The organism is Blastomonas sp. AAP25, assembly GCF_001295965.1.
In the GTDB taxonomy this organism is placed as follows: Bacteria; Pseudomonadota; Alphaproteobacteria; order Sphingomonadales; family Sphingomonadaceae; genus Blastomonas; species Blastomonas fulva.
This window is the reverse complement of sequence record NZ_LJHP01000001.1, coordinates 285310-310217: the sequence shown is the minus strand read 5'-3', so window position 1 is coordinate 310217 and position 24908 is coordinate 285310. Positions and strand designations below refer to the sequence as shown.

At 63.8% G+C, this 24908-nt stretch carries 25 protein-coding genes and 2 tRNA genes; 15 read left to right on the top strand and 12 right to left on the bottom strand.

Annotation, left to right across the window (positions count from 1 at the left end):
• Nucleotides 1-4: 4 nt before the first annotated feature.
• The 4 genes from IP68_RS01505 to IP68_RS01490 form a co-directional block, all read right to left on the bottom strand.
• A complete protein-coding gene (locus IP68_RS01505; protein ID WP_054133250.1) occupies nucleotides 5-229 on the bottom strand; it encodes a DUF4170 domain-containing protein in 225 nt (74 codons plus the stop codon).
• Between the two features lie 142 nt (nucleotides 230-371).
• The gene (locus IP68_RS01500; protein WP_150126196.1) at nucleotides 372-740 is read right to left on the bottom strand and encodes a hypothetical protein; all 369 of its coding nucleotides are present in this window, start codon (nucleotides 738-740) and stop codon (nucleotides 372-374) included.
• Nucleotides 737-1096: a phage holin family protein gene (locus IP68_RS01495; protein ID WP_054133173.1), complete on the bottom strand. Its 360-nt coding sequence runs from the start codon at nucleotides 1094-1096 to the stop codon at nucleotides 737-739. The genes IP68_RS01500 and IP68_RS01495 overlap by 4 nt, the downstream gene beginning before the upstream one ends.
• 155 nt (nucleotides 1097-1251) lie before the next feature.
• The gene (locus IP68_RS01490; protein WP_054133172.1) at nucleotides 1252-1842 is read right to left on the bottom strand and encodes a hypothetical protein; all 591 of its coding nucleotides are present in this window, start codon (nucleotides 1840-1842) and stop codon (nucleotides 1252-1254) included.
• 214 nt (nucleotides 1843-2056) lie between these two features.
• On the opposite strand from IP68_RS01490, the gene eno reads away from it, so the two are divergent.
• From eno to IP68_RS01470, 4 genes are all read left to right on the top strand, one after another.
• Nucleotides 2057-3331, top strand: coding sequence for a phosphopyruvate hydratase (eno, locus tag IP68_RS01485; RefSeq protein WP_054133171.1), 1275 nt, complete (start codon nucleotides 2057-2059; stop codon nucleotides 3329-3331).
• Between the two features lie 83 nt (nucleotides 3332-3414).
• Entirely contained in the window at nucleotides 3415-3726 is a 312-nt protein-coding gene (locus IP68_RS01480) for a septum formation initiator family protein (protein WP_054133170.1), read from the top strand.
• A 250-nt stretch (nucleotides 3727-3976) separates the two neighbouring features.
• Entirely contained in the window at nucleotides 3977-4999 is a 1023-nt protein-coding gene (gene pdhA, locus IP68_RS01475) for a pyruvate dehydrogenase (acetyl-transferring) E1 component subunit alpha (RefSeq protein ID WP_054133249.1), read from the top strand.
• Nucleotides 4999-6393, top strand: coding sequence for a pyruvate dehydrogenase complex E1 component subunit beta (locus tag IP68_RS01470; RefSeq protein ID WP_054133169.1), 1395 nt, complete (start codon nucleotides 4999-5001; stop codon nucleotides 6391-6393). Before pdhA ends, IP68_RS01470 begins: the two co-directional genes overlap by 1 nt.
• Nucleotides 6394-6427: 34 nt before the next feature.
• Here IP68_RS01470 and IP68_RS01465 read toward each other — a convergent pair whose 3' ends face one another.
• From IP68_RS01465 to IP68_RS01455, 3 genes are read right to left on the bottom strand one after another with little or no spacing between them, the layout of a single operon-like run.
• Nucleotides 6428-7327 carry a TadE/TadG family type IV pilus assembly protein gene (locus IP68_RS01465; RefSeq protein WP_054133168.1) on the bottom strand — a complete coding sequence of 300 codons (900 nt, stop codon included), beginning with the start codon at nucleotides 7325-7327 and terminating at the stop codon, nucleotides 6428-6430.
• On the bottom strand, nucleotides 7324-7920 hold the full coding sequence (locus IP68_RS01460; RefSeq protein ID WP_054133167.1) for a TadE/TadG family type IV pilus assembly protein: 597 nt from the start codon (nucleotides 7918-7920) through the stop codon (nucleotides 7324-7326). The genes IP68_RS01465 and IP68_RS01460 overlap by 4 nt, the downstream gene beginning before the upstream one ends.
• Nucleotides 7920-9887, bottom strand: a complete 1968-nt coding sequence (locus tag IP68_RS01455; protein WP_054133166.1) for a TadE/TadG family type IV pilus assembly protein — start codon at nucleotides 9885-9887, stop codon at nucleotides 7920-7922. Before IP68_RS01455 ends, IP68_RS01460 begins: the two co-directional genes overlap by 1 nt.
• Before the next feature lie 126 nt (nucleotides 9888-10013).
• Between IP68_RS01455 and IP68_RS01450 the strand changes: the two genes are divergently transcribed.
• A complete protein-coding gene (locus tag IP68_RS01450) occupies nucleotides 10014-10676 on the top strand; it encodes a squalene/phytoene synthase family protein (RefSeq protein ID WP_156317892.1) in 663 nt (220 codons plus the stop codon).
• 52 nt (nucleotides 10677-10728) lie between these two features.
• On the top strand, nucleotides 10729-11178 hold the full coding sequence (locus tag IP68_RS01445) for an EF-hand domain-containing protein (protein WP_054133164.1): 450 nt from the start codon (nucleotides 10729-10731) through the stop codon (nucleotides 11176-11178).
• Here IP68_RS01445 and trmFO read toward each other — a convergent pair whose 3' ends face one another.
• A complete protein-coding gene (trmFO, locus tag IP68_RS01440; protein ID WP_054133163.1) occupies nucleotides 11179-12549 on the bottom strand; it encodes a methylenetetrahydrofolate--tRNA-(uracil(54)-C(5))-methyltransferase (FADH(2)-oxidizing) TrmFO in 1371 nt (456 codons plus the stop codon).
• A 110-nt stretch (nucleotides 12550-12659) separates the two neighbouring features.
• Between trmFO and IP68_RS01435 the strand changes: the two genes are divergently transcribed.
• Genes IP68_RS01435 through IP68_RS01425 form a run of 3 tightly spaced genes read left to right on the top strand, consistent with a single transcriptional unit; the run spans nucleotide 12660 to nucleotide 13981 of the window.
• Nucleotides 12660-13331 (top strand): lysoplasmalogenase, encoded by a 672-nt coding sequence (locus tag IP68_RS01435; protein WP_054133162.1) that lies wholly within the window; start codon nucleotides 12660-12662, stop codon nucleotides 13329-13331.
• Nucleotides 13332-13362: 31 nt separating this feature from the next.
• Nucleotides 13363-13590, top strand: coding sequence for an AbrB/MazE/SpoVT family DNA-binding domain-containing protein (locus tag IP68_RS01430; protein ID WP_054133161.1), 228 nt, complete (start codon nucleotides 13363-13365; stop codon nucleotides 13588-13590).
• Nucleotide 13591: 1 nt separating this feature from the next.
• Nucleotides 13592-13981, top strand: coding sequence for a type II toxin-antitoxin system death-on-curing family toxin (locus tag IP68_RS01425; protein ID WP_054133160.1), 390 nt, complete (start codon nucleotides 13592-13594; stop codon nucleotides 13979-13981).
• Between the two features lie 3 nt (nucleotides 13982-13984).
• Here IP68_RS01425 and gyrA read toward each other — a convergent pair whose 3' ends face one another.
• The 3 genes from gyrA to IP68_RS01410 form a co-directional block, all read right to left on the bottom strand.
• Nucleotides 13985-16687: a DNA gyrase subunit A gene (gyrA, locus tag IP68_RS01420; protein ID WP_054133159.1), complete on the bottom strand. Its 2703-nt coding sequence runs from the start codon at nucleotides 16685-16687 to the stop codon at nucleotides 13985-13987.
• A gap of 140 nt (nucleotides 16688-16827) precedes the next feature.
• Nucleotides 16828-17523, bottom strand: a complete 696-nt coding sequence (locus IP68_RS01415) for an SDR family NAD(P)-dependent oxidoreductase (RefSeq protein ID WP_054133158.1) — start codon at nucleotides 17521-17523, stop codon at nucleotides 16828-16830.
• A complete protein-coding gene (locus IP68_RS01410) occupies nucleotides 17520-18278 on the bottom strand; it encodes a YaaA family protein (RefSeq protein ID WP_054133248.1) in 759 nt (252 codons plus the stop codon). Before IP68_RS01410 ends, IP68_RS01415 begins: the two co-directional genes overlap by 4 nt.
• Before the next feature lie 228 nt (nucleotides 18279-18506).
• Between IP68_RS01410 and IP68_RS01405 the strand changes: the two genes are divergently transcribed.
• Nucleotides 18507-19847: a hypothetical protein gene (locus IP68_RS01405; RefSeq protein WP_156317891.1), complete on the top strand. Its 1341-nt coding sequence runs from the start codon at nucleotides 18507-18509 to the stop codon at nucleotides 19845-19847.
• 76 nt (nucleotides 19848-19923) lie between these two features.
• Here IP68_RS01405 and IP68_RS01400 read toward each other — a convergent pair whose 3' ends face one another.
• On the bottom strand, nucleotides 19924-20391 hold the full coding sequence (locus IP68_RS01400; RefSeq protein ID WP_054133156.1) for an Lrp/AsnC family transcriptional regulator: 468 nt from the start codon (nucleotides 20389-20391) through the stop codon (nucleotides 19924-19926).
• Nucleotides 20392-20685: 294 nt separating this feature from the next.
• On the opposite strand from IP68_RS01400, the gene IP68_RS01395 reads away from it, so the two are divergent.
• The 5 genes from IP68_RS01395 to IP68_RS01375 all read left to right on the top strand — a co-directional run bounded on the left by IP68_RS01395 (nucleotide 20686) and on the right by IP68_RS01375 (nucleotide 24853).
• Nucleotides 20686-22626 carry a sensor histidine kinase KdpD gene (locus tag IP68_RS01395; RefSeq protein WP_054133155.1) on the top strand — a complete coding sequence of 647 codons (1941 nt, stop codon included), beginning with the start codon at nucleotides 20686-20688 and terminating at the stop codon, nucleotides 22624-22626.
• Nucleotides 22627-22706: 80 nt separating this feature from the next.
• On the top strand, nucleotides 22707-23696 hold the full coding sequence (locus IP68_RS01390) for a polysaccharide deacetylase family protein (protein WP_054133154.1): 990 nt from the start codon (nucleotides 22707-22709) through the stop codon (nucleotides 23694-23696).
• Nucleotides 23697-23790: 94 nt separating this feature from the next.
• Nucleotides 23791-23867 (top strand) — tRNA-Ile (locus IP68_RS01385).
• 166 nt (nucleotides 23868-24033) lie between these two features.
• Complete coding sequence (locus tag IP68_RS01380; RefSeq protein ID WP_054133153.1) at nucleotides 24034-24525, top strand: RidA family protein; 492 nt, start codon at nucleotides 24034-24036, stop codon at nucleotides 24523-24525.
• 251 nt (nucleotides 24526-24776) lie between these two features.
• Nucleotides 24777-24853 (top strand) — tRNA-Pro (locus tag IP68_RS01375).
• The last annotated feature ends 55 nt before the right edge of the window (nucleotides 24854-24908 follow it).

Genomic DNA, 24908 nt, shown 5'->3' with positions numbered 1-24908 from the left:
GCGATCAGGCCTGTTCGGGGGTTTCGGGATCGAGCAGCCGGTGCAGGTGCACGATGACATAGCGCATCTCGGCGTCATCGACCGTGCGCTGAGCGTTGCTGCGCCAGGCTTCTTCGGCGCTGGCATAATCGGGATAGACGCCGACAAGATCCATGTTGTCGAGTTCGCAGAAATCGAGGGTTTGCGGATCGCTGACGCGTCCGCCCATGACGAGATGAAGTTTGCTCATTGAATTGTGCGTCCCATGACCGATGAACTGGATGCCGGGCGGCATCCTCTCCTTCACCGGGGCCTTGGCGGCCACCGCGTGATAGCGGTGCGCCTTAGTCGCATCTGGAACGATTTTCCAGCCCTGACGCGCGTAGCTGCGATCAGGGCTTCTTGCGGCTGAGCAACGTCTCGCGCGCCTTGCCGATCGACGCCCTGGCCTTGCCGACCAGCGGCCCGGTAGCCTTGGCGATGGGCTTGCGGCCGTAAAACAGCCCGCCCAGAAGTCCCGCCAGTGCCAGCTTGCCGCGATGCGCCCAGGCGAATCCCGCCGCCTTGTCCGCAGCGCCGCCGATGGTGTTGGCGGCGGTGTCTATCGCTTCGTCGGCAACATTCGCCGGCGTGAAGCGCTCCTTGGCGCGGGCGAGCGCCTTTTGCCACTGGGTGCGCGCGGCGACCCTGCGTGCGGCAACTTCCGCAAGGCTGGGTTCATGCTCGTCAGGGCTTTGCGCGGCCTGCATCTGCTCTGTCATGCGTGACCCTCCGCAGCGGTGGCGGTGGTTTCGGCTTCGGGATCAGCCGCGAACAATGCGCTGACCTTGCCGACGCGGCCCGCCGCCAGCCAGAAGCACAATGCCGCCAGCACCAGACTGCCTGCAACGGTGGCGCCCATCGCACCCCATGCGCCCAGGATCGGGATGAGTGCGATCATCGTCCCCACCACCAGCGCAATGAGCGCGCAGCTGATCAGGATCAGGCCGACGACGCCAAGCAGCGCCATGGTGCGGATCTGCCGGCCGGCTGCCGACATCCGCGCTTTCTGAAAGCCGATTTCGGCATCAATCATCTCGCGGCCATCGGCGTACAGGCCGCGCAACTGGTCGATCATTCCGGGTTTGACAGTGGGTTCGCTCGCGTCCCGGGCGGCAGTGTCATCACCTGCACCTGTGTCCGGAGCGACAGCAGATGCAGGCGCACTGGACCCAGGCGCGGGATTGGGAATGGTGGTCATCAATTTGGGTGCAATCGGCGCCGGACCTGCGGTCAGAGCTTCTTGCCGCCAAAGACCGATCCGACAAGCTTGGCGAGCATCAGGCCGACCACCGCCGCGATGCCCAGAGCGGCCGCAGGCTTGGTCCGCACGAATTCGCGCGTATCCTCGGCGATCTCATCCACAGGCTTGGCGCGCAGACGATCGGCAGCTTCGCTGACCGATTGCGCCGCAGTGCGCGCATAATCGCCATATTTGGGGCCGATATTGTCGTCGATCGCCCCGGCGCTGTCGCTGATGATGCGGGCCAGGCCATGCACGGCGTCGCTGGCCTTGTCCTTGACGTCGGTCGCCACTTCGCGGGCCTTGTCGGTCATGTTGTCGGGGATCATGGCATTCACCTTGGCTGCAGCGGCGCCCAGCGCGCTGGTGTCGGACGAAGCGGTTTCGGGCGCGGTCGTGACCGCAAGCGCGGTTCCGGTCGCCACGGCAGGAGCGATGGCCTCGGTTGGCGTGGCCGTCGTCTTGCGCTTGGGTGCAGCGGTCGTGGCGGAGCCATCTATGGGGCTGGTTGCCTTTTTGGTGCGCGGCTTTTTGGGCGCAGCCTCGGTCGGGGCAGCGGCCTTGATTTCTTCTTCGGACATATATTCCTCCTCAAGCTTTGCAGCAGACGCATGAGGCGTTGCCGCGGTTCCGCTTGCCCTTGCACTATTCTGGCCAGTCCGTGCACATTTTCAAGCGTTTTCGCGTTTGCAGCATGGACGCGCCAACGTGCGTCCGGATGGTTGCCAACGGGCCCTCCAAGCCCTAGAGGGTGCGCCATTCCATCCACCTGCCAGACCCGAAAGAGTGCCGCTTATGACCGCGATCATGGATATCCACGCCCGCCAGATTCTCGACAGCCGCGGCAACCCCACGGTCGAAGTCGATGTGCTGCTCGAAGACGGCAGCTTTGGCCGGGCAGGGGTGCCCTCGGGCGCGTCGACCGGAGCCTATGAGGCAGTCGAGAAGCGCGATGGCGACATGGCGATGTATCTGGGCAAGGGTGTCACCCAGGCGGTCGACATGGTCAACAGCGAGATCTTCGAGGCGATCGTCGGGCTCGACGCAGAAGACCAGCGTGACATCGACATGGCGATGATCGGCCTGGATGGCACCGAAAACAAGTCGCGGCTGGGCGCCAACGCGATCCTGGGTGTCAGCCTCGCGGTCGCCAAGGCCGCAGCCGATGCACGCGGCCTGCCGCTGTACAGCTATGTCGGCGGCGTCTCGGCGCATGTGCTGCCGGTGCCGATGATGAACATCATCAATGGCGGCGAGCATGCCGACAACCCGATCGATTTTCAGGAATTCATGATCATGCCGGTCGGCGCGGATAGCCTGGCCGAGGCCGTGCGCTGGGGATCGGAAATCTTCCACACGCTCAAGAAGGGGCTGCACGAGAAGGGTCTGGCGACTGCGGTCGGCGACGAAGGCGGCTTTGCCCCCAACCTCGCCTCGACCCGCGCCGCGCTCGACTTCATCATGGCGTCGGTCGAAAAGGCCGGCTTCAAGCCGGGCGAGAACGTCGTGCTGGCGCTCGATTGCGCCGCAACCGAATTTTTCCGCAACGGCAAGTACGAGATCAGCGGCGAAGGCCTTTCGCTCAGCCCCACCGAAATGGCGGACTATCTCGGCAAGCTGTGCGACGAATATCCGATCCGCTCGATCGAGGACGGCATGAGCGAGGATGATTTCGAAGGCTGGCTCGCGGTTACAGAACTGCTGGGCAACAAGGTCCAGCTGGTCGGCGACGATCTGTTCGTCACCAACCCCGAGCGGCTGGCGATGGGCATCGAAAAGGGCCTGGCCAACAGCCTGCTGGTCAAGGTCAACCAGATCGGCACGCTCACCGAGACGCTCGAAGCCGTCAGCATGGCGCACCGTGCGGGCTATACCGCGGTGATGTCGCACCGTTCGGGCGAGACCGAGGACGCGACGATCGCCGATCTGGCGGTCGCGACCAACTGCGGCCAGATCAAGACCGGCTCGCTTGCCCGCTCGGACCGGCTTGCCAAGTACAACCAGCTGATCCGCATCGAAGAAGAGCTGGGCGCTAGCGCCCATTATGCCGGGGCAGCGATCTTTCGCTGATCTTGACTTCTATTGATCGCATATTTGATTCGGGAAGGCGGTTTCGGCTTGTCAGCCCGAATCAATTGTGATTCATAGGGTTAATGCCGCAACGTAAACCCGTCATCAAACCAGCAAAGCAGGCCATTGCGCCGGGCATCTCGCTCGTCGCCTTGCTGGTGATCGCGGGGTATGCGCTGCTCGGGCCGACGGGCGTGCTCGCCTGGGGCGATTATCGCCAGCGGCTCGAGGTGCAGAAGGTGGAGCTTGCCCGCCTGCGCGACCAGCGCGACGCGCTGCGCAACCGGGTGAAGCTGCTCGATCCGCGCGCGGTCGACCCCGATCTGGTGAGCGAACTGGTGCGCCGCGATCTCAATGTCGCGCATCCCGACGAGATCATCGTTCCGCTGAAATAGGCGGCCCGGTCACCGCAGCCATGCTGCGGGATTATTGCGCAAAACCCGCCTAGGCCGTTGCGTAAACCGCGTGCTTGCTTCTATACCCGCTGCGGTCGTTTCCTCCCCGCCTCACGGCACCGATCCCAATCGTGAAAGGTTTCCCGTCTTGGTCAAGACACCCGCTGCAAAGCCCGTTCGCAAACCACCCGCAAAAGCTCCCGCCAAGTCCGCAGATGCCGATGCGCCTGCCGCCAAGGCGAAGTCGGCAGTGCTTCCCGAAGAGGGGAGCAACCACCCCCGCCCGCGCGATCCGCAGCGGCATGAAGCGACCGCCGACGAGCTGCTGCATTTCTACAAGGAAATGCTGCTGATCCGCCGCTTCGAAGAGCGCGCCGGACAGCTGTATGGCCTGGGCCTGATCGGCGGATTCTGCCACCTGTACATCGGCCAGGAAGCGGTCGCGGTCGGCCTGCAATCGGCGCTGACGCCGGGGAAGGACAGCGTGATCACCGGCTATCGCGACCATGGCCATATGCTGGCTTATGGTATCGATCCCAAGGTTATCATGGCCGAGCTCACCGGGCGCGGCGCGGGCATTTCGCGCGGCAAGGGCGGCTCGATGCACATGTTCTCGACCGAGCACAAATTCTATGGTGGCCACGGCATCGTCGGCGCGCAGGTTGCGCTGGGTGCGGGCCTGGCCTTCGGTCACAAGTACACCGAGGATGGCGGCGTGTGCATGGCCTATTTCGGCGATGGCGCGGCCAACCAGGGCCAGGTCTATGAAAGCTTCAACATGGCAGCCCTGTGGAAGCTGCCGATCATCTTCGTGATCGAGAACAACGGCTATGCCATGGGCACCAAGGTGTCGCGCAGCAGCGCCGAGACCGAATTCTATCGTCGCGGTGACTCGTTCCGCATCCCCGGCATGCAGGTCAACGGCATGGACGTGCTCGAAGTGCGCGGCGCGGCCGAGGCGGCGCTCGAATATGTCCGCGGCGGCAATGGTCCGCTGCTGATGGAGCTCAAGACCTATCGCTATCGCGGGCACTCGATGTCGGACCCTGCCAAGTATCGCAGCCGCGAGGAAGTGCAGAACATGAAGGACAATTCCGATCCGATCGAGGCGGCCAAGGCGGAACTGCTCAAGATGGGCGTTTCCGAAGACGCGATGAAGACGATCGACAAGGACATCCGAAAGCTGGTGAGCGAGGCGGCAGACTTTGCCGAAACCTCGCCCGAGCCGGACCCGTCCGACCTGTATACCGATGTGCTGGTGGAGCAATATTGATGGCCATCGAACTGAAAATGCCCGCGCTTTCCCCGACCATGGAGGAAGGCACGCTGGCCAAATGGCTGGTCAAGGAAGGCGACACCGTTGCCTCTGGTGACATCCTCGCCGAAATCGAGACCGACAAGGCGACAATGGAATTCGAGGCGGTCGACGAAGGCACGATCACCAAGATCCTGATCGCCGAGGGCACCGACAATGTGAAGGTGGGTGCGGTCATCGCGATGATCGCTGCCGAAGGGGAAGATGCCTCCACGCCAGCGCCTGCTGCCGCTGCCGCTGCCGAACCCGCTGCCGAACCCGCCGCCGAGCCTGCAAAGGCCGAAGCGCCGAGCGAGGACGCCAAGATCGTCCCCGAAACGCCCAAGCGCGCTCCGGTCAGCGATCCTGCCGTGCCTGAAGGCACCAAGATGGTCTCGACCACGGTGCGTGAAGCGCTGCGCGATGCGATGGCCGAGGAAATGCGCCGCGACGACCGCGTGTTCGTGATGGGCGAGGAAGTCGCCGAATATCAAGGCGCGTACAAGGTCACCCAAGGATTGCTCGAGGAGTTCGGCGCGCGCCGCGTCATCGACACCCCGATCACCGAATACGGCTTTGCCGGTATCGGGGCGGGCGCGGCGATGGGCGGCCTGCGTCCGGTCATCGAGTTCATGACCTTCAACTTCGCGATGCAGGCGATCGACCACATCATCAACTCGGCGGCCAAGACCAATTATATGTCCGGCGGGCAGATGCGCTGCCCGGTGGTGTTCCGCGGACCCAATGGCGCGGCCAGCCGCGTGGGCGCGCAGCACAGCCAGAACTTCGGTCCGTGGTATGCCAGCGTTCCCGGCCTGATCGTGATCGCGCCGTATGATTCAGCCGATGCCAAGGGCCTGCTGAAAGCCGCGATCCGCACCGAGGACCCGGTGGTGTTCCTGGAAAACGAGCTGGTCTATGGCCGCAGCTTCGATGTCCCCGATCTGGAGGACCATGTCCTGCCGATCGGCAAGGCGCGGATCATGCGCGCGGGCGCAGACGTCACCATCGTCAGCTATTCGATCGGGGTCGCCGTCGCGCTCGACGCCGCGGACAAGCTGGCAGCCGAAGGCATCGAGGCCGAGGTCATCGATCTGCGCACGCTGCGTCCGCTCGATACCGCAACCGTTCTCGAAAGCCTCAAGAAGACCAACCGCATGGTGGTGGTCGAGGAAGGTTGGCCGGTCTGCTCGATCTCCAGCGAAATCATGGCGGTGGCGATGGAGCAGGGCTTCGACGATCTCGATGCACCGGTGCTGCGCGTCACCAACGAGGACGTGCCGCTGCCTTATGCCGCGAACCTGGAGAAACTGGCGCTGGTCGACAGCGCCCGCGTGATCAAGGCGGTCAAGAAGGTCTGCTACAAGGGATGACAGGGGGTGGCCGGGTCGTGAGGCCCGGCCACGCTCAGGTCTTGGTGCAGATCAGACCCGCGACGCACAGCCCCTTGTCAGGATTGGTGGGGTTGGTGCCGCCGCTATAGCCCGGCAGACCTTCATCCTCGTCGTCGTCATCACCGTCCCCGCCGCCAGCGGCGAGCGCCGCTTGCGCCGCGGCGATATCGGCATCCGATGTCTGCGGCAGGATGGCGTCGTATTTGTCGCAGGTAGACTTGCGACTTGCAGACACGTTGTTTCCGGGTTCCTTGCCGATTTCGCGGCTGTCGCGCACCGTATAGGCGGCCTCCTGATACAGCTCGCGGTCTTCCATGAACATGCTGCCGAACAGCGGGTGATAGGTGTAGTGCAGCTCGACGAACATCACCGCCGTGCCGGATGTCGCCTGGATCTTGTCGCCTGAAGGACCCATGCCCTGGAAGCTGGTTCCGGTGGCACCGGTGCCTTGAGGGCCGTAATTCGAATCCTCGAAGTCCATTCCCTTGCAACGCTGCCACATGATGGTCTGGCCGCCATTGGCATTGAGCTCGAGGCTGGAGAGGATCGTGCGGCCATCCTGATAGAGGCCGGCGGCACCCGCCTGCAGCGCGGCTGCCTGAAACACGTCGTTGATCTGCTGTTCGGAGATCACCTTGGCGCCCAGATTGGCGTTCAGCGTGCCGATGCGTGAGGCATTGTCGGCCATGTTGAGCGCGATCTGGCTCATCTTCATCTGCGTGATCGCCAGATTGGAAATCTCGATGCCATAAAAGCCGAGCCCCGTGAACAAGGGCAGGGTGAAGGCAAACTCGATCAGCGCCATGCCCGAACGGTCACGACGCAGCTTGCGGGCAAACTGCCTGCCGCGCGCCAGAAGGCCGCGTTTTTCGGGATGGGGTGCCGGCAGCGGCTGGGGATGGGCAGCGTTCATGTGCAAATCACCTGCGTGGTTTCAGAGGCCTGGTCGGCATAAGGCTGGTTGCGCAAAACGGTGGCCGAGGCGATCGTCGCCTGGCTGCTCATCCCGATCAGGTTGTAGAGCGGAAACTTGCGCTGATAGTTCATGCGCACGGTGTACAGCACGACGTCGCGCGCTCCGCCGACGCCGTCCTTGCCCAGATCCGCATCCCAAGTGCCATTGGCGTTTTCATCGGTGAAGCATTCGCCGGCATCCCGGACAGAATTGCTGTTCTTGTCCTCGAAGTCCTCGGGCAGGCCGACCTTGGCGAAGTCGCGATAGTTGCGCCGTTCATACGAGAACACCGCCCCGGTGCCGAGCGGGCCCAGGTTTTCCTTCACCTTGGCATCGAGCGTCCCGACGGCATTGGCACCCGTCTCCAGCGCGGAATCGCGCCCCGCCTTCTGCACCGCGCCGTCGAGGATGGCGCTGGCATAGACATTGTAGCCCATGTCGAACACACCCAGCAGCATCATGATGAAGGTGGGCGCGATCAGCCCGAACTCGGTCGCGGAAACCCCGCGCCGGTCCTGGCGAATGCGATTAATGAAGACGGGCAGGGCCATCACTTGGTCAACCTCAGTTCGGAAATCTGCTTGGCGATGTTCTGGAATGCGGTGTTCAGCTGCGAGCTGTTTGCCGCCGTGAACGAGCTGCCCGAGCTGGAGCAGGTCTGCAGGTCGGTGGTCAGTGTGGTGCCGAAGGCGATCACCCACAGGCGGATACCCTTGGCCTTGATCGCCTCGCAGATCGCGAGATAGCGCTGCCGCTGTCGCTCCAGCTGGTTGGGACTGGTGCTGCCGCCGGTGACGCGCTGGTCATACATTTCCAGGCCGTACATGCTCGCCACGAAGTCATAGCTGGTCAGCTCGCCATCGGTCATGAAGATCAGATGGCGACCCACCGATCCGCCATTGCCCGGCGACGCGTTGACGTTCGACGAGAATATTCCCTGCGGCGATGCGACGCGTGCGCCCCAGAGCAGCCCGACATCATGATAGGTGCCGCCCACAGCGACCAGCGAATTGACGTAGTTCTGAACATCGGTGCGGGTCATCGTCGCCAGCAGCCTGGCCTTGCTGGGGCACGCGGTGTAGCCGCCGCCATAGTTCTTCAGGCTTGTTGGGTCGTTCCGGAAGAAATAGACATCCTCCCAATGTGGCCGCCATTTGGTGGCATCGCTGTTGGGCACGGCATCGATGTTGAGATCGTGCGCGTTGGCGTTGCCGTTGACGGTGATCCCGCCAGAGCCATAAGCGATAGGTGCGCCCGCAATGGTGTCGCGTTCCTCGATGCAACCTGACCAGCGACTGGTGCTACCGTTGATTTCGCTGGGCGTTGGCACGGCGGGGTTGGCGCTCTTGATCGAGCGGACGAAATCGAACGTGGGATAGCTGCGCTGCAAATATTCCCAGCGCGAGAACGTCGCTCCAGCTTGCCAAACCGCAGTTTCAGTCACGGTTGTCGTTGTGATCTCCCGTGTACGCCTGCGCACACAGGTATTCGTGCCTGAGCTACTCCAAGGTCCAGCCACACCCCCCCAGCGCCAAGGCTGGTAAGTGGTTTTCGTTGTCGTGTTGCCGCTTGTTTCCGTCGTGGGATTGCCCGAGGGATTCGGACTGAATTGAGTCCATCCTTGCCAAAATCCGGTGTTATTTCCGTAATTTGTGCAATTGGTAGCGTTGACGTTGAACGACAATGTTTGGTTGTTGGTCAGTGTTTCTGTGCTGGTTGACGTGACGTTCCACAAGGGGCGACGCGACTGATAGTTCCAGCTATCGGCAGCGTTGCCGCCGTTCAGCCAGTTGGTGTTGGTGTCATACAGGATCTCGCCGACATTGACGTTGGTCGAATAGGGGACGAACGCATAGCGGATGCGCGCCAGGCTGCCGGTGGCGGCATTGGCAAGCGTGTCGTAGAAGCTCATCACCGAGTTGCGCAGCGCGGTGATCTTGACGATCGAACCGCCGCCGCCGACGGGAATGCTGTCGTTCATCGATCCGGTCACGTCGAGCACGAAGGTGACGTCCGAGTTGCTGAGGTTGAGCTCTGCCTCGCAGGTCACGTCGATCGGGATCGTCTTCTTGCCGAACATCCCCATGATCGCGGTGGGCATGACCGTGGAGGCCGACCCCAGCACCTTGCTGGTGCCAGCGGGATTGGACGTGTTGAAGGTGACGGAGTGGGAGTCGTTGTAGCCCGCCTTGAAGTTGATGTCGAAGAAGTCCTGCGCCTGCGCCTTGGCGGCGTCCGAATAGCTGCTCTGCTGCATCGCGCGGCGTCCGGCGAGCACGCCCGCATCGCAGGCCTGCTGGATGCGCGTCTTGACCATATAGGCGCGGCTCATGTCGACCGCGCCGCCGATCATCGCGGCCATCGGCAGGATGCTGGCCGCCACGATGGGCAGCACGTTGCCGCGCTTCGATGCAAGCAGGCGGTTGAGCCACGGGCGCCGGGCAGCGGTCTGGTCCGCGCCCTTGCGCGTCGCAATGGCGTCATGGCGATGCTGAGTATCGGTGGTACGGATCGTCATGGTTGGTAAATGCCCCTGTCACGTATCGGGCCTTCTACGCGCGCAATGGTAAGCAGCCTTCAAAGGGACGTGGTTACCGCGATCTTTACCTTGATCCGGCGCGGCTTTTGGTGGATCGCGCCCCTCATGCAGGCCCCCGAACCCCCCGTTTCACCCCTTGTCACGCTCGCCAGCAGCTATGGCGATGCGCAGATGCGGGTCTGGTGCCAGGCGCTGTTCGCCTTCGATGCGCAGATCGCCGGGATCGTGCTGCAGGCGCGCGAAGCGATGCTGGCGCAGATCCGCCTGCAGTGGTGGCATGACGTCATCAGCAAGCCCGCCAGCGAGCGGCCTTCGGCCAATCCGGTGCTGGCGGCGCTGCTGCCGCTAGAGGCGCAAGGGCTCGACCTGCAATCCGCGCTTGGCCCGGTGATCCGCGGCTGGGAGGCGGCGCTGGAGCTCGAGGATGGAGCCGCGGTGGCAGAATTCGCAGAAGGCCGTGGCGCGCTGATCGCCGCCTTTCAACCCCTCGCGCCGATGGTGAGCCGGGACGATCTGGCAGGGATCGGCAAGGCCTGGGCGCTGTGGGACATGGCGCGCTTTCACCGCCGCACACCTGCGCTGGACGCTGCCGTCAAGGCGGCGGGCGATCCGACGCTCGCTGCACCGAGGCTGCCGCGCAAACTGCGTCCGATCTCGATGATCGCGCGGGCGGTGCGGCTTGACTTTGCGCAGGGCCAGATGGATCGTCCCTGGGGTGGCCCCGGCGTGTTCCTGGGGCTGGTCTGGCATGGTCTGACCGGGCGCTGAGGGAGCGCTGACGGGGCAGGGCCCTCGCCGGATATTGGCGGGGGGATTGGCAATGCGCTTCCTGTTTGGCGGTCTGGCGGCGATCGCGCTGGTGATCGGCGGCTTCTTCATCATCCGTGCGCAGCAGCAGGACGATGATCTGGCCAGCATCGCAGCGCCGCCACCCGAGCCTGTGGACACCGCGCTGCCCATCGCCGATCCCGGGACGATGCGCGGCCCCGCGCCCCCCGAGGCCACCGAGATGACCCGCGAGGAGCGCCGCTTTGCCCGTTATGACCGCAATGGCGACCGGATCATCACCCGCGAAGAACTGCTCGCCAGCCGCACCAAGGCGTTCAAGGCGCTCGACAAGGATGGCAACAACCTGCTCACCTTCGAGGAATGGGCGGTCGCCACGTCCGACCGCTTTGCCACGGCCGATGCCGATGGCAACGGCCGCCTGTCGGCTCAGGAGTTTGCCACGACGAAGCCCAAACGGCCTGTAGCGCGTTGCAAATGCTGATTATTCTGCTGCGATCGCGACCGGTTCGCCGTTGATCCAGCTTTGCAGGTCGGCACGCGCGCGCGAGGTGTAGGCCTCCTTGCGCTGCTTCTTGTGCACCTTGCCCTCGGGCGGCGGGAACAGGCCGAAATTGACGTTCATCGGCTGGAAGTCGCTGGCATCCGCGCCCCCGGTGATGTGCCCCAGCAAGGCGCCCAGCGCGGTGGTGACCGGGGGCGCGTCAAGCACCCGGCCCTGCAGTTCGGCAGCGGCAAAGCGCCCCGCGATCAGCCCGATGCTGGCGCTTTCGACATAGCCCTCGCAACCCGTCATCTGCCCGGCAAAGCGGATGTGCGGCGCAGCCTTGAGGCGCAGCTGTTCGTCGAGCAGCCGCGGCGAGTTGATGAAGGTGTTGCGGTGCAACCCGCCCAGCCGCGCGAACTCGGCCTTTTCCAGGCCCGGTATGGTGCGGAACAGCTCGACCTGCGCGCCGTGCTTGAGCTTGGTCTGAAAGCCGACCATGTTCCACAAGGTGCCCAATTTGTTGTCCTGCCGCAACTGCACCACCGCATAGGGCCAGCGCCCGGTGCGCGGATTGTCGAGCCCTACCGGCTTCATCGGACCGAAACGCAGCGTTTCCACTCCGCGCGACGCCATGACCTCGATCGGCATGCAGCCCTCGAAATAGGGGGTGTCCTTCTCCCATTCCTTGAACTCGGTCTTGTCGCCGTCCATCAGTCCCTGGTGGAAGGCAAGATACTGCTCCTTGTCCATCGGGCAGTTGATATAGTCCTTGCCGTCGCCTTCCGGGCCAACCTTGTCCCAGCGGCTCGCCATCCAGCAGATGTCCATGTCGATGCTGTCGCGGTGGATGATCGGGGCAATGGCATCGAAGAACGCGAGCGCATCCTCTCCGGTCGCAGCACCGATCGATTGTGCCAGCGTCATTGCAGTAAGCGGGCCCGTGGCGACGATCGTCGGGCCGCTTTCCGGCAGGCTGTCGATGCGTTCGCGCACGATCTGGATGTTGGGATGGTTGCTGAGCGCCTCGGTGACCGCAGCAGAGAAGATGTCGCGATCCACCGCCAGCGCCGATCCTGCAGGCACCTTGGCCTTTTCCGCCGACGCCATGATCAGCGACCCCAAAGTGCGCATTTCCTGGTGCAGCAGGCCCACGGCATTGCGGTCGGCATCATCCGAGCGGAAGCTGTTCGAGCAGACGAGTTCGGCCAGGCCATCGGTCTGGTGCGCGGGCGTCATGTCGCCGCCGCCGCGCATTTCCGACAGCCGCACCTTGATGCCGGCCTCGGCCAGCTGCCATGCCGCCTCGGACCCGGCGAGCCCGCCGCCGATGATGTGAATCTGATGTTCGAAGGTGTGTGTGTTGCTCATGCTCGAGCAAATAGCGCGGCGGACTGGTTTTGCACAGGGTGCGTTGCACCGCTTGCGCGAGCGATGCGAACAATGCCATCAGCTTGGCAAGAACAGAAGGGCAGGGGCATATGGTCGTCAAACGCGCATTGGTGGAATCGCGGCCGTGGCTGCTGCTCAGCCTGGTTGCGGCGATCAGCTATTATTTCGTCAGCGATGCGCCCATTCCCGGCCTGTACCTGATGCTGTGGAAGGGTCTTGGCGTCGGGTTTCTGGCCATCTTCGCGTCCGTCCGGCACCATTCGCTCGATGGTTGGCTGATCGCCGGCGTCATGGCGCTGGGCGCCATCGGCGACATGCTGATCGAGATCGACCTCATCTACGGAGCGATCGCCTTTCTGCTGGGGCATATCGTTGCAATCGCGCTCTATGCGCGGCACCGGCGGCCCACCGTGACGTTCAGCCAGCGGGCGTTCGCGATCGTGTTGGTGCCTGCCGTAGTGCTGATCGCATGGGCGCTGCCGATCGACCGATCGGGCGCTACCGGCATAGCCGTCTATACCCTGTTCCTCTCCGTCATGGCGGCGATGGCATGGACCAGCGACTTTCCGCGCTATCGCGTCGGCACCGGTGCAATCATGTTCGTGGCGTCCGACCTGCTGATCTTCGCGCGGTTCGGACCGCTTGAGGGATCGGTGCTGCCCGAGTGGCTGATCTGGCCGCTCTATTACTTCGGTCAGTTCCTGATCTGCACCGGGGTGATCCAGACGCTGCGCCACAAGGACCCGCGGGTGTCGACTTGAAGCCAGCGGAGGCTAGTGTTATAACATCCGTATGAACAAGCCCCTTAAGCTCATCAAGATCGGCAACTCGACCGGCGTCATCCTGCCCAAGGATATCCTCGCGCACCTCAACCTGGCGCAGGGGGATGAGGTGTCGGTGGTCAAGCAGGCTGATGGCATCGCGCTCAAATCTGCCGATCCCGACTTCGACAAGCAGATGGCAACGGCTCGCGACGTGATGGGCCGTTATCGTAACGCCTTGCGTGAACTGGCCAAGTGAGATGCCGGACTGGGTCTGGCTGCGGCAGGATGTCGTTCTTGCGCTGCATGACGAGCAGGTCGCCGAACATGGCGGGCTGAGCGGCATTCGTGATCTGGCGCTGGTCGAAAGCGCGCTGGGTCGGCCGTTGAACCTTGCCGCTTATGGCAACCCGGATGCGGCTGACCTTGCGGCTGCCTATGCCTTCGGGCTGGCACGCAATCACCCGTTCAGCGATGGAAACAAGCGCACGGCGGCGGTTGTGGCGTTGACCTTCCTGCTGCTCAACGACGTCCAGTTCGCGATCACCGAGGCAGAACTGGTCGTGATGACGCTGGCGGTTGCCGCGGGCGACCTGTCCCAAGACGAGGTCGCCCGCTGGTTTCGCGATCACATCGTGGCAAAGCCCTGACGCTTATTCTGCGGTTTCGGTCGTGTCGTCCGGTTCGCCGGCGACATCCTCGGCGGCCTCTTCTTCGGCAATCCGCGCCGCGCTCACGACGTGCTCGTTATCGGCCACGTTGAACAGTCTCACACCTGCCGAATTGCGCCCGATGACGCGCATCGTCGAGAGGCTGAGGCGGATGAGCTTGGCCTGATCGGTTACCAGCATCAGCTGGTCGCTCTGATGCGCGGGGAAGCTCGCCAGAACCGGCCCGTTGCGACCGATATTGTCGATGTTGGTGATCCCCTGGCCACCGCGATTGGTGCGGCGATAGTCATAGGCGGAGGACAATTTTCCATAGCCGTTGGCGCAGACGGTGAGCAGGAACTGCTCGGCGTCCGCGAACTCCTTGACCCGCTCGGGCGACAGTGTCGGCTCGGCCTCGTTGCCCTTCCACGGGGCCGCGCGCAGGTAATTGTCGCGCTCCTCGGTGGAGGCTTCAAAGCCCGAGAGAATCGACAGTGAAATGACCTCGTCGCCCTCGCGCAACGTCATGCCGCGCACCCCGGTCGAGGTGCGGCTCTGGAACTCGCGCACGTCGGTGGCTGCAAAGCGGATCGCCTTGCCCTGGCGCGTCGCCAGCAGCACGTCGTCGCCCTCGGTCAGCAGCGCAACACCGATCAGCCGGTCATCCGATCCTTCGTCGAAGCGCATCGCGATCTTGCCGTTGGTGGGCACGTTGGTGAACGCGTCCATCGAGTTGCGCCGCACGGTGCCGTTGGCGGTAGCAAACATCACGTGCAGATCGGCCCAGGTGCTCTCGTCCTCGGGCAGTGGCAGCACGGTCTGAATGGTCTCGCCCTGCGCCAGCGGCAGGAGGTTGATCATCGGGCGTCCGCGCGTCGCCGGGCCGCCTTCGGGCAGGCGCCACACCTTCTTGCGATAGACCTTGCCGTGGGTGGAGAAGAACAGCACCGGCGTGTGCGTGGAGGTCACGAACATGCTGGTGACGGCATCCTCGTCCTTGGTCGCCATGCCCGAACGCCCCTTGCCGCCGCGTGCCTGCGAGCGGAACGCGTCGAGCGGGGTGCGCTTGATATAGCCCTGCAGGGTGACGGTAACGACCATCTCCTCGCGCTCGATCAGGTCTTCGTCCTCGATGCCGTCCCAGGCAGGCGCGATCACCGACAGGCGCGGGGTGGCGAACTCGTCGCGCACCGCGATAAGCTCTTCCTTGAGCACCTCGTAAAGCTTCGCCCGATCGCTGAGGATCGCGAGATACTCCTCGATCGCCAGCGCGAGCGCGCTCAGTTCGTTGCCGATCTCGTCGCGGCCCAGCGCGGTCAGGCGGTGGAGGCGCAGATCCAGGATCGCGCGGACCTGAAGGTCGCTCAGGCGGTAGATGTCGCCTTCCAGTTCACCCTCGATCGCCTCGACCAGCTTGATGTACTGTGCGATCTCGCCGATCGGCCATTCGCGTGCCAGCAGTCGGGCGCGGGCCTCGGCGGGCGAGGCGGAGCTGCGGATGATCTTTACCACCTCGTCCATGTTGGTGACCGCAACCACCAGCCCGAGCAAGATGTGCGCGCGGTCGCGTGCCTTGGCGAGCTCGAACTTGGTGCGGCGGGTGATGACCTGCTCGCGGAACTGGACGAACGCCTCGATGATGTCCTTGAGGCCGAGCACCTCGGGACGGCCGCCACGAATGGCGAGCATGTTGGCGGGAAAGCTCGACTGTGCGGGGCTGTAGCGCCAGATCTGGTTGAGCACGACCTCGGGCGAGGCATCGCGCTTGAGGTCGATCACGATGCGCACGCCCAGACGGTTGGATTCGTCGCGGATGTCGCTGACGCCCTCGATCCGCGCTTCCTTGCCCTTGGCGGCCTCGGCGATCGTCTCGACCAGCGCGTTCTTGCCGACCTGATAGGGGATCGAGGTAAGGACGATCGAACGGCGGTCGCCGCGACCCTCTTCGATCGTGTGGCGCGCACGCATGATGATCGATCCGCGCCCCTTCTGGTACGCCGCGCGGGCGCCAGATTGGCCGAGGATGAGCGGGGCGGTCGGGAAATCGGGACCCGGGATGATCTTCATCAGATCATCGAGCTCGATCATCGGGTTCTCGATCCAGGCAAGGCACCCGTCGATGACCTCGCCCAGATTGTGCGGCGGAATGTTGGTCGCCATGCCGACGGCGATGCCGCCTGCGCCATTGACCAGAAGATTGGGGAAACGCGCGGGCAGAACCTGCGGCTCCTGGCGCGATCCGTCATAGTTGGGGATAAAATCGACGGTATCTTTTTCGATATCTTCCAGAAGCTTGAGCGCGACTTTGCTCAACCTTGCTTCGGTGTACCGCATCGATGCCGGGGCATCGGGGTCCATCGAACCGAAGTTGCCCTGGCCGTCGATCAGCGGAACCCGCATCGCCCAATCCTGCGACATGCGCGCCAATGCCATGTAGATCGAGCTGTCGCCGTGCGGGTGATAGTTACCCATCACGTCACCGACGATCTTGGCCGACTTGCGATAGGGCTTGCCCGCGACGAAGCCGCCTTCGTGGCTGGCGTAAAGGATGCGGCGGTGGACGGGCTTGAGGCCATCGCGAACATCGGGCAGGGCGCGGCTGACGATGACCGACATCGCATAGTCCAGATAGCTGGACCGCATCTCATCGACGATGTCGATGCGTTCGATTTCGGTGGGTTCCGCTGCTGCGGTTTCGTCGTTCATTCCATGCGCCTTTTATGCCTTTGTGACGCTTTTGCGTCTCGGCTTGGCTCTAGGCGAAGGGGGGCGAAAATGCCAGCTTTTGCGGGCTTTCCGACCGGATTTTTCAACAGGAAAATCAGCAGCTTGGGTGGCAACAGCGGCTAGGGCTGAATGGCCGTGCCATCCCAGGCGAATATCCCGCCCGAATCGGCTGCCTGAAGGCCGTCCAGCACGTTTGTCAGGCATGCGGCGCTATAGGCCGCATCGAACAGCCGGCCCTCTGCCACATTGCCCTGGAACGGCTTGCTGAGGCTGGTATCGACGGTCCCGGGGTGCAGTGCGACGCAGATCGACTGGTCGTTGCGGCGCCCCCATTCGATGGCGATGTTGCGGATGGTCATATGCAGCGCGGCCTTGGCGGCGCGATAGCCGTACCAGCCACCCAGCTGGTTGTCGGAGATGCTGCCCACCCGCGCGCCGATCGCAGCGAACAGGGCAGGGGCCTTGCGCGGCATCAGCGGCACGAAATGCTTGCCGACAAGTGCCGGGCCGATGGTGTTGACCGCAAAGTTGCGCGCCATCCAGGCCGGGTCGATGTCCTTGAGGCTCTTTTCCGGCCCCTTGCCATCAGCATGCAGCAGTCCGGTGGCGACGATCACCCGGCTGGGGATCAGGCCCTGAGCGCGGATTTTCTCGGCCGCTGCGGCTATGCTGGGTTCGTCCTCGAGGTCGATATGCGCCACGCCGTCAAAGCTGCGGGCTAGTGCAACGACATGCGCACCGCGTGTCTGTGCCTCGCGCATCAGCGCCGCGCCGATCCCGCCCGACGCTCCGATGATTACGGTACAATCGCTCATGCGCGGATGAACCGCCACACGGCCTCGTCGCTGGTATCCGGGTCGAAGCGGTAGCCATCGGTATCGAAGCCCTTGAGCGCCTCGGCATCGTCATGGCGGTTCTCGCACAGGAACCGCGCCGCCAGCCCGCGCGCCCGCTTGGCCTCGAAGCTGATGAAGCGCGGGCCATCCGGGCCCTGCTGGCGGAAGTCGGCGGTCACCACCCTGATTCCGCGCTTTTTCAGCCCCTTGTCGGCGGCAGCGAAATACTCCTGGCTGGCCAGATTGACCACCGTGTCGCTTCCGCTGGCGGCAAGGTCATTGGCAACCGCCGCTGCAATCCGGTCGCCCCAGTACGACACCAGAGAGGGGTGACGTGGCGCCCATCTCGTACCCATTTCAAGGCGATAGGGCCGAATATTATCAAGCGGCCTCAATAAGCCGTAGAGCCCGGAAAGGATGCGCACATGGTCCTGCGCAAAGGCCAGAGCCGGTTCTTCAAGGCTGCGCGCGGCAAGGCCGGAATAGACATCGCCGTTGAAGGCAAAGGCGGCCGGGCGCTCGGGCTGATCGTAAAAACCGCGATACCGGCCATAGTTCAGATCGATCAGCGCATCGGAAACCGGCATGATCTGCTTGAGCCGCGCCTTGGTCAGCCGTGCGGCCGATCGCACCAGCCGCTCGGCCTCGGCCTCGAACCGGATCGGGCTCGGGTCGACGGCAGGGGGTGGCGAATCGAAATCCAGGGATTTTGCGGGGGAAAGCAGGATGATCATACCTGCCCGCGCATAGCCCAGCAGGCGGGGCGTTGCCAAGCCGTTCGCAGCGCACCCACAGCATCGCGACGCCGTTTCGCACCGCCATCGCGCCGCTTTTTGCGGCGGAACCCCAAAGCCCGGTTGTTCGTTTCAGCCAGACTCATTAAGGACGGCTTCATTAACGCCCCGGCAAAAGGGTGATCACGCCCGGCATGTGCATAACCGGGATTTAGTTCGGAGGATAATATGCGTCGCATTTCCCGTTTCCCCATGGCTCTCGCGCTCGCTCTGGCTGCGACCACCGCAGTTTCGCTCGCTCTGCCGGTCGAAGGCGCGCTGGCCCAGAAGAAGCAGAAGAAAGGCAAGGAAGAAGCCCCCCAGATGGAGCTGAGCGCTCCCTTCCGTAAGGCGTTCGGTGAATCGCAGACCGCCTTCGGCGCCAACGACTTCGTTACCGCCGACGCCAAGCTGACCGAAGCCGCTGCTGTTGCGACCAGCGCGGACGAAAAGTACCTCACCGGCAAGATGAAGTTGCAGATCGGCCTGAAGACCGAAAACCAGGCGATGCAGGAAAAGGGCATCGAAGAAGCGCTGGCCTCGGGCAAGTCCACCGAATCCGAAGCGCGTACCTTCAACAGCTTCCTCGGCGAGAAGGCGCTGGTCGGCAATGACTTCAGTCGTGCCCGCACCTATCTGACCGCTGCGGTCCAGGCGGGACAGAACAACCCGGTGAACCTGTTCCAGCTCGCTGAAGCGCACTTCGGCGAAGCGATCGCCAAGTCGGGCGGTCGTAGCATCGATGCCGCCAATTCGCCGCTGGCCGCGCAGGGCCTGCCCTATCTGCAGCGCGCTGTGGAAGCGCAGCTGGCAGGTGACAAGCAGTATGCGCCCAGCTGGGCCAAGCGCGGTTTTCAGATTGCGCGCGCCACCAAGAGCGACAGCACGGTCTGGGCACAGCTGCTGCTGAAGGCGGACACCGGCAACAAGGCCTGGAACGAGGTCGTTCGCGCGATGCAGAGCGACAACCGCAACTTCACCAGCGACCAGAGCCTGGACGCGATGCGTCTGCTGCGCATGGCGGGTGGGCTCTCCAGCGCAAATGACTATCGCGAGTATATCGAAGCGGCAGGCGCAGCGCGTCGTCCGACCGAAGTGCTTGCGTTGATCGAGGAAGGCAAGGCTGCGGGCGTTGTGTCCGCCAGCGATGCGTTCTTCAAGGAGCAGGCTACCCTGGCCGGCAACAGCCGCGCCGAATATGTCGCGACGCTGCCCGATTCGATTCGCGATTCGCGCGGCAAGGCAACCGCCACCGTGACGCTGGCCACTGCCGACGCGCTGCTCGCCAACAAGCAGTATGCCGAAGCCGAGGAACTGGCGGCGCTCGCGCTGACCAAGAACGTCGAAGACAAGGAACGCGCCATGATGGTTCAGGCCATCGCGCAGGTCGCACAGGGCAAATACGCTCCCGCGCGCCAGACGCTCACCAGCGTGACCGGCGTGCGCGCGCCAATCGCCAAGCTGTGGGCGGTGTACATCGACCAGAAGTCGGGTGCGGGTGCGGGTGCAGCGGCGGCTCCTGCCGCCTGATCAAGGCCTCTGGGTTCCAAAAAAAGCGGGCCGGGAGAGCATCCCGGCCCGCTTTTTTGTGCTTGAAGCCGGCGGCTTATTCGTCGAGCGGAACGCCGGGCTGCTGTTTGGACGTTCGGATGGTCAGCGAGGTCTTCACGCTGGCAACGTTGGCAGCCGGGGTCAGCTTGGAGGTCAGGAACGCCTGAAACTCCTGAAGATCGCGCGCTACGATCTTGAGAATGAAGTCGATTTCGCCGTTGAGCATATGGCACTCGCGCACCTGGGGCAGCGTGCTGACATGGTCTTCGAACGCCTTGAGATCGCTTTCGGCCTGGCTCTTGAGGCTCACCATCGCGAACACCGTGATCGCGAAGCCCAGCTTCTGCGGGTCGATATCGGCGTGATAGCCCCGGATGATACCAGCTTCTTCCAGCGCGCGCACACGGCGAAGGCAGGGCGGGGCGGTCAGGCCGACGCGGCTGGCCAGTTCGACATTGGTGATGCGACCTTCATCCTGCAGTCTGGTCAGCAACTGTCGATCGATTTGGTCCAGACTTGACACTTTTTATCCCCTGCCATGCCGTGCGGACCGGAGCGGGTTGGCCTGATTTGAGCCGCGACACACCGAACCACCGGGAAGAATGGTCTTTTGTGGAAATTTTCCGCAACAAGACGATGCCTCCATATAATATAATTGTTCTCTAACGCAATTGTCCCACATTGCGACGTGGAAAAAAGCCCACTTCCGCCACGGCCCCTGACTGGCTATCCCTCTTGTCTCGCGATCGGTATCGGCAGGCGCACGCGCGCCCGGTCTTGGCCTCATTCGCACGCCGTGCTGGGATTATGGGTAGTTATGCATTTCGATGATCGCCTGACCACAGTTCTCGCCGGTGACGTCCCCGGCGGAGCGGCTGCGGTGGCGCAATATCGGCAGCTGGTGGACATTCTGGGCCAGATCGGCGCAAGCGCTGCTGACGAACGCCATGCCCTGGGTCTGGCGCGTATCCACAGTCTGCGCAGCGCGGTGAGTGAATCGGATCGCCTTCTAACGGTGCAGTGCCTGTCGGGGCGGCTGGTATCGCCGGTGCTGGTCCAGTATCTGGCGGCGGAAACCCCGCAGATCGCCAGCGCTGCCATCCGTGCGGCTCGGCTGACCGACAGCCAATGGGCCGCGCTGGTTCCCGCATTGCCGACGCGCGCGCGCGGCTTTCTGCGTCACCGCCGAGATTTAGGCGCGCGCACCCGTGCCTTGCTCGATCAACTGGGGCTCTACGATACCGCGCTGCCCGATGCGGCGGCGCAGGTCGCCTTAGCTGAACCGGAGGCGCAGAGCGGCGTTGCCGAACCCATCGCTTCCGATCCGGTGCCGACCGCCGACCTGCCATCAGCCGATGTCATCTCCACCGAGCCGACAGCCGAAGCGGCCGCGCCGATCGCAGATGCGCTGCAGCCCGATGAACCTTTGCCTATCGAGGCCTTGGCCAGCGTCGCCAACGTTGCCACCGCGCCCGAAAGCGGCGGGCCGCAGAGCATCGGGGAGATCGTCAAGCGGATCGAGGCGCTGCAGGAAGTGCGCTTCAAACAGGCGATGGAAGATCGTCCGGCCACCGCGGTGCCCGACTGGAATCGGCTGGGCCATGCGGTGCAGGGCGATGCCATCCAGGCCGATGCGATCACGGGCGATGCTATGTCCCGCGATGCGACGCAGGACGATGACCGTTCTGCCGCCGACGAGCCGCTCGCCGTTGCGCCGGAGAGTGTTACCCCCGAGGAGTTCCGATTTTCGACCGGTGTCGACGGCGCGATTGCCAGCGCCAGCGGTGTCGCGCTGGGCGCGGTCTACGGCCTTTCGCTCGCGCTTCCGGCGATGGCCGGGTTCCGCGGAGTCGATGCTGCGGTCGCGACCGCGTTCAGCCGCCGGATGCCGGTGCGCGGCGGCCGCGCCAATCTGGGCGGTGCTGCGGGCCTGTCGGGCGAGTGGCGCATCGATGCCGACCCGGTGTTCGATCGCGCCAGCGGGCGCTTCATCGGCTATAATGGCATGGTCCGCCGCCCGATGGCGTGGGAAAGCGCAGGGCCCCAGGACGATGGCGCGATGCTCGCCGGGCGCGATGGCCTGCGCCAGATCGTCCACGAACTGCGCACGCCGCTGAACGCGATCATGGGCTTTTCCGAGATCATTGAACAGCAGCTGTTCGGTCCGGTGGCTGCAGAATACAGGGACATGGCACTGCGCATCCGCCAGGACGCGCGCCAGTTGCTCAGCGGCTTTGATGATCTCGATACTGCGCTGCGGCTTGATCGCAACGCGTTGGATGATCCCGTCGGACAGGTCGCTCCGGGCGATCTGGTCGACCGGCTGATCGGGCGGGTCCAGCCGTTGCTCGACCATGCAGGCGCCAGGCTGGAGATCGGCGCATTGCCCGCAGGCGCGGTGATCGCGGTGTCGCCCCAGGCGATCGACCGCATCGTGCCCCGGCTCGCCGCAGCGCTGATCGGCAGCTGCGCGCCGGATGAGGTGCTCACGCTTTCGTTCGCCCAGCATGCAGACGCGCTGGATCTGCGCTTCAGCCGCCCCCGCTCGCTCGCCGCCCTCAACCGGGATCAGCTGTTCGATGTCGACCGGGCTTCGGCAGGGCATGACGATGGCGGCCCGCTGCTGGGTCTGGGGTTCTGTCTCAGGCTGGTGCGCAATCTTCTGGCTGCACAGGGCGGCGAGCTCGCAGTGGAGGCCGATGCTCTGTGCTTGACCTTGCCTTGCACGCGGATTAGCGCAGAGGCCGCGCGTTCCTAGGTTTCCGGGGCGCGCCAGGGCGCGGGGCCAGGGGGGCACGGCCTTGGTGACTGCGACGCTGTGAAACCAGGGCGGGCTGAATGACCTTTGCAAGATTGCCGGGCAAGGACGACTTCGTCCAGTTCGCGCCAGGTTTCGGGCAGCGCTATCTTGTCACCATCGATGTCGAGGAAGAGTTCGACTGGACCCGCCCGATCCAGCGCGAAGGCTATTCGCTGGACGCGATCGAGGCGATCACCGATTTTCAGACACTGTGCGAACAATATGGCGTAACGCCTTTGTATCTGGTGGATTGGCCGATCATTTCAGACCCGCGCGGCAAGGAAATCTATGGCGCGCTGGTCCGCGAAGGGCGCGCCGAGGTCGGCATTCAGCTGCATCCCTGGGTCAACCCGCCGTTCGACGAAGAGGTGACCCAGCGCAACACTTATGCCGGCAATCTGCCGCCCGAGCTGGAACGGGCAAAATTCTACCGACTGCGCGATGCGATCGCTGAGGTAACCGGCAAGCAGCCGATCGCTTATCGTGCCGGGCGCTATGGCATCGGTCCCGAGACGCTCAATCTGCTGCGAGAGGCAGGGGTGCGGTTCGATACCTCGGTGCGCGCCAATTTCGATTACAGCAAGGCCGAGGGGCCGGACTTTTCGCATTACCCGCTTGAGCCCTATTGGCTGGATCGGCGGCTGGACATCGTCGAACTGCCGGTGACGTCGGTCTATTGGGGGCTGCTGCGCCGCCAGGGACCGATTTTCCCGTTCGCGCAGATGGCGGGTCTCACCAAGTCGCTGATGGCCCGCGGGCGGTTGCTCGAACGCATCTCGCTGACGCCAGAAGGCATTTCGGTCACCGAGGTGATCCGCGGGATCGACATCGCGCTCGACGATGGTCTGCCGATCCTCAATTTCTCGTTCCACTCGCCCTCGCTGCGCGCAGGCCACACGCCCTATGTTCGCGAGCCTGCGGATGTGGAGGCGTTTTTCGACTGGTGGCATCAGGTGCTGTCGTATCTGGCATCGCGCGACGTCAAGCCGACCTGCATTGGCGATATCGATGCTGCCATACTGCGCTGAAGCCGCCGCCTGCCGGCCTTTTGGAAGACTGCGCTTTTCCCGCTTGCATTGCCGCCCTGGGCTGGGCTAACCGCGCCAGAGGCACAGCCGGGACGGGCCTGTAGCTCAGTTGGTTAGAGCTGGCCGCTCATAACGGCTAGGTCGGGGGTTCGAGTCCCTCCGGGCCCACCATTTTCCACCTTACCCTCAGCATCGCCGTTGCGCGCCGCATGGGCCGCGAGCGAATGCAGGCGAACCCGGGCTGGCGGGGCGCCGCCTTCCTCTGCTATTGCGCTGGTGATTGCTGCTGCGCGCCGCGTTGCGTTGCGCCCTCGGTTCAGGAAGAAAGGATCGCCGCTTGATTCGTCATCTGCCGCTTTGGACTCTCGTGTCGCTGGCATGCGCCAGCGCTGCGCAGGCCCAGCCGATCATCCGCCATCCCAATCCGCCGCCTGCCATCATTCTGAACGGGGTGACGATCCCGCCGGGTGCGGAGATCCTGATGCTCAGCGGACAGCTCGCCGATCCGATCGACCCTGCGCGCACCGACAGCATCGAAGCCTATGGTGATACCCGCACCCAGACGATCAGCACCTTTCGCAAGATCGAAAATGCGCTGGCGGACCGAGGCTATGCGATGTCCGACGTGGTCAAGCTCACCGTGTTCGTGGTCGGCGATCCCGCGCTCGGCGGCAAGATGGACTTTGCCGGTTTCAACGCAGGGTACCGCGCATTCTTCGGCACCAGCCAGAACCCAAATCTGGTCGCGCGATCGACCGTGCAGGTGGCAGGACTCGCCGGTCCGCATTATCTGATCGAGATCGAAGCGATCGCTGCCAAGGCCAGATAGTCGGCAGCCGTCACGGCTTTGCAATGGCCATCCCGGACCACACGCGGCGCCCGCATCGCAATCTCCCGGTGGAGGCGTTTCATGGCTTGCAATCCCGTCGCAACGCGCTAGACACCCTGCTCGGCAGGCCGGTTAGCACTGGCCTTGCAATGTCGAAGGTGAACCTGGGGCAAGCCCACTCACCGGCACATTGCGAAAATCCGTCCCAGATGCCCGCCCTCGCGGACACCATGGCCGGGTCGATCCAGGATCGGGGAGTGGCGCAGCCTGGTAGCGCGTCTGCTTTGGGAGCAGAGGGTCGCAGGTTCGAATCCTGTCTCCCCGACCATTTTATCTCTAAAACCTTGGGGAATTAGCCTGTTAGTATGTGCTGACGGGCTTTA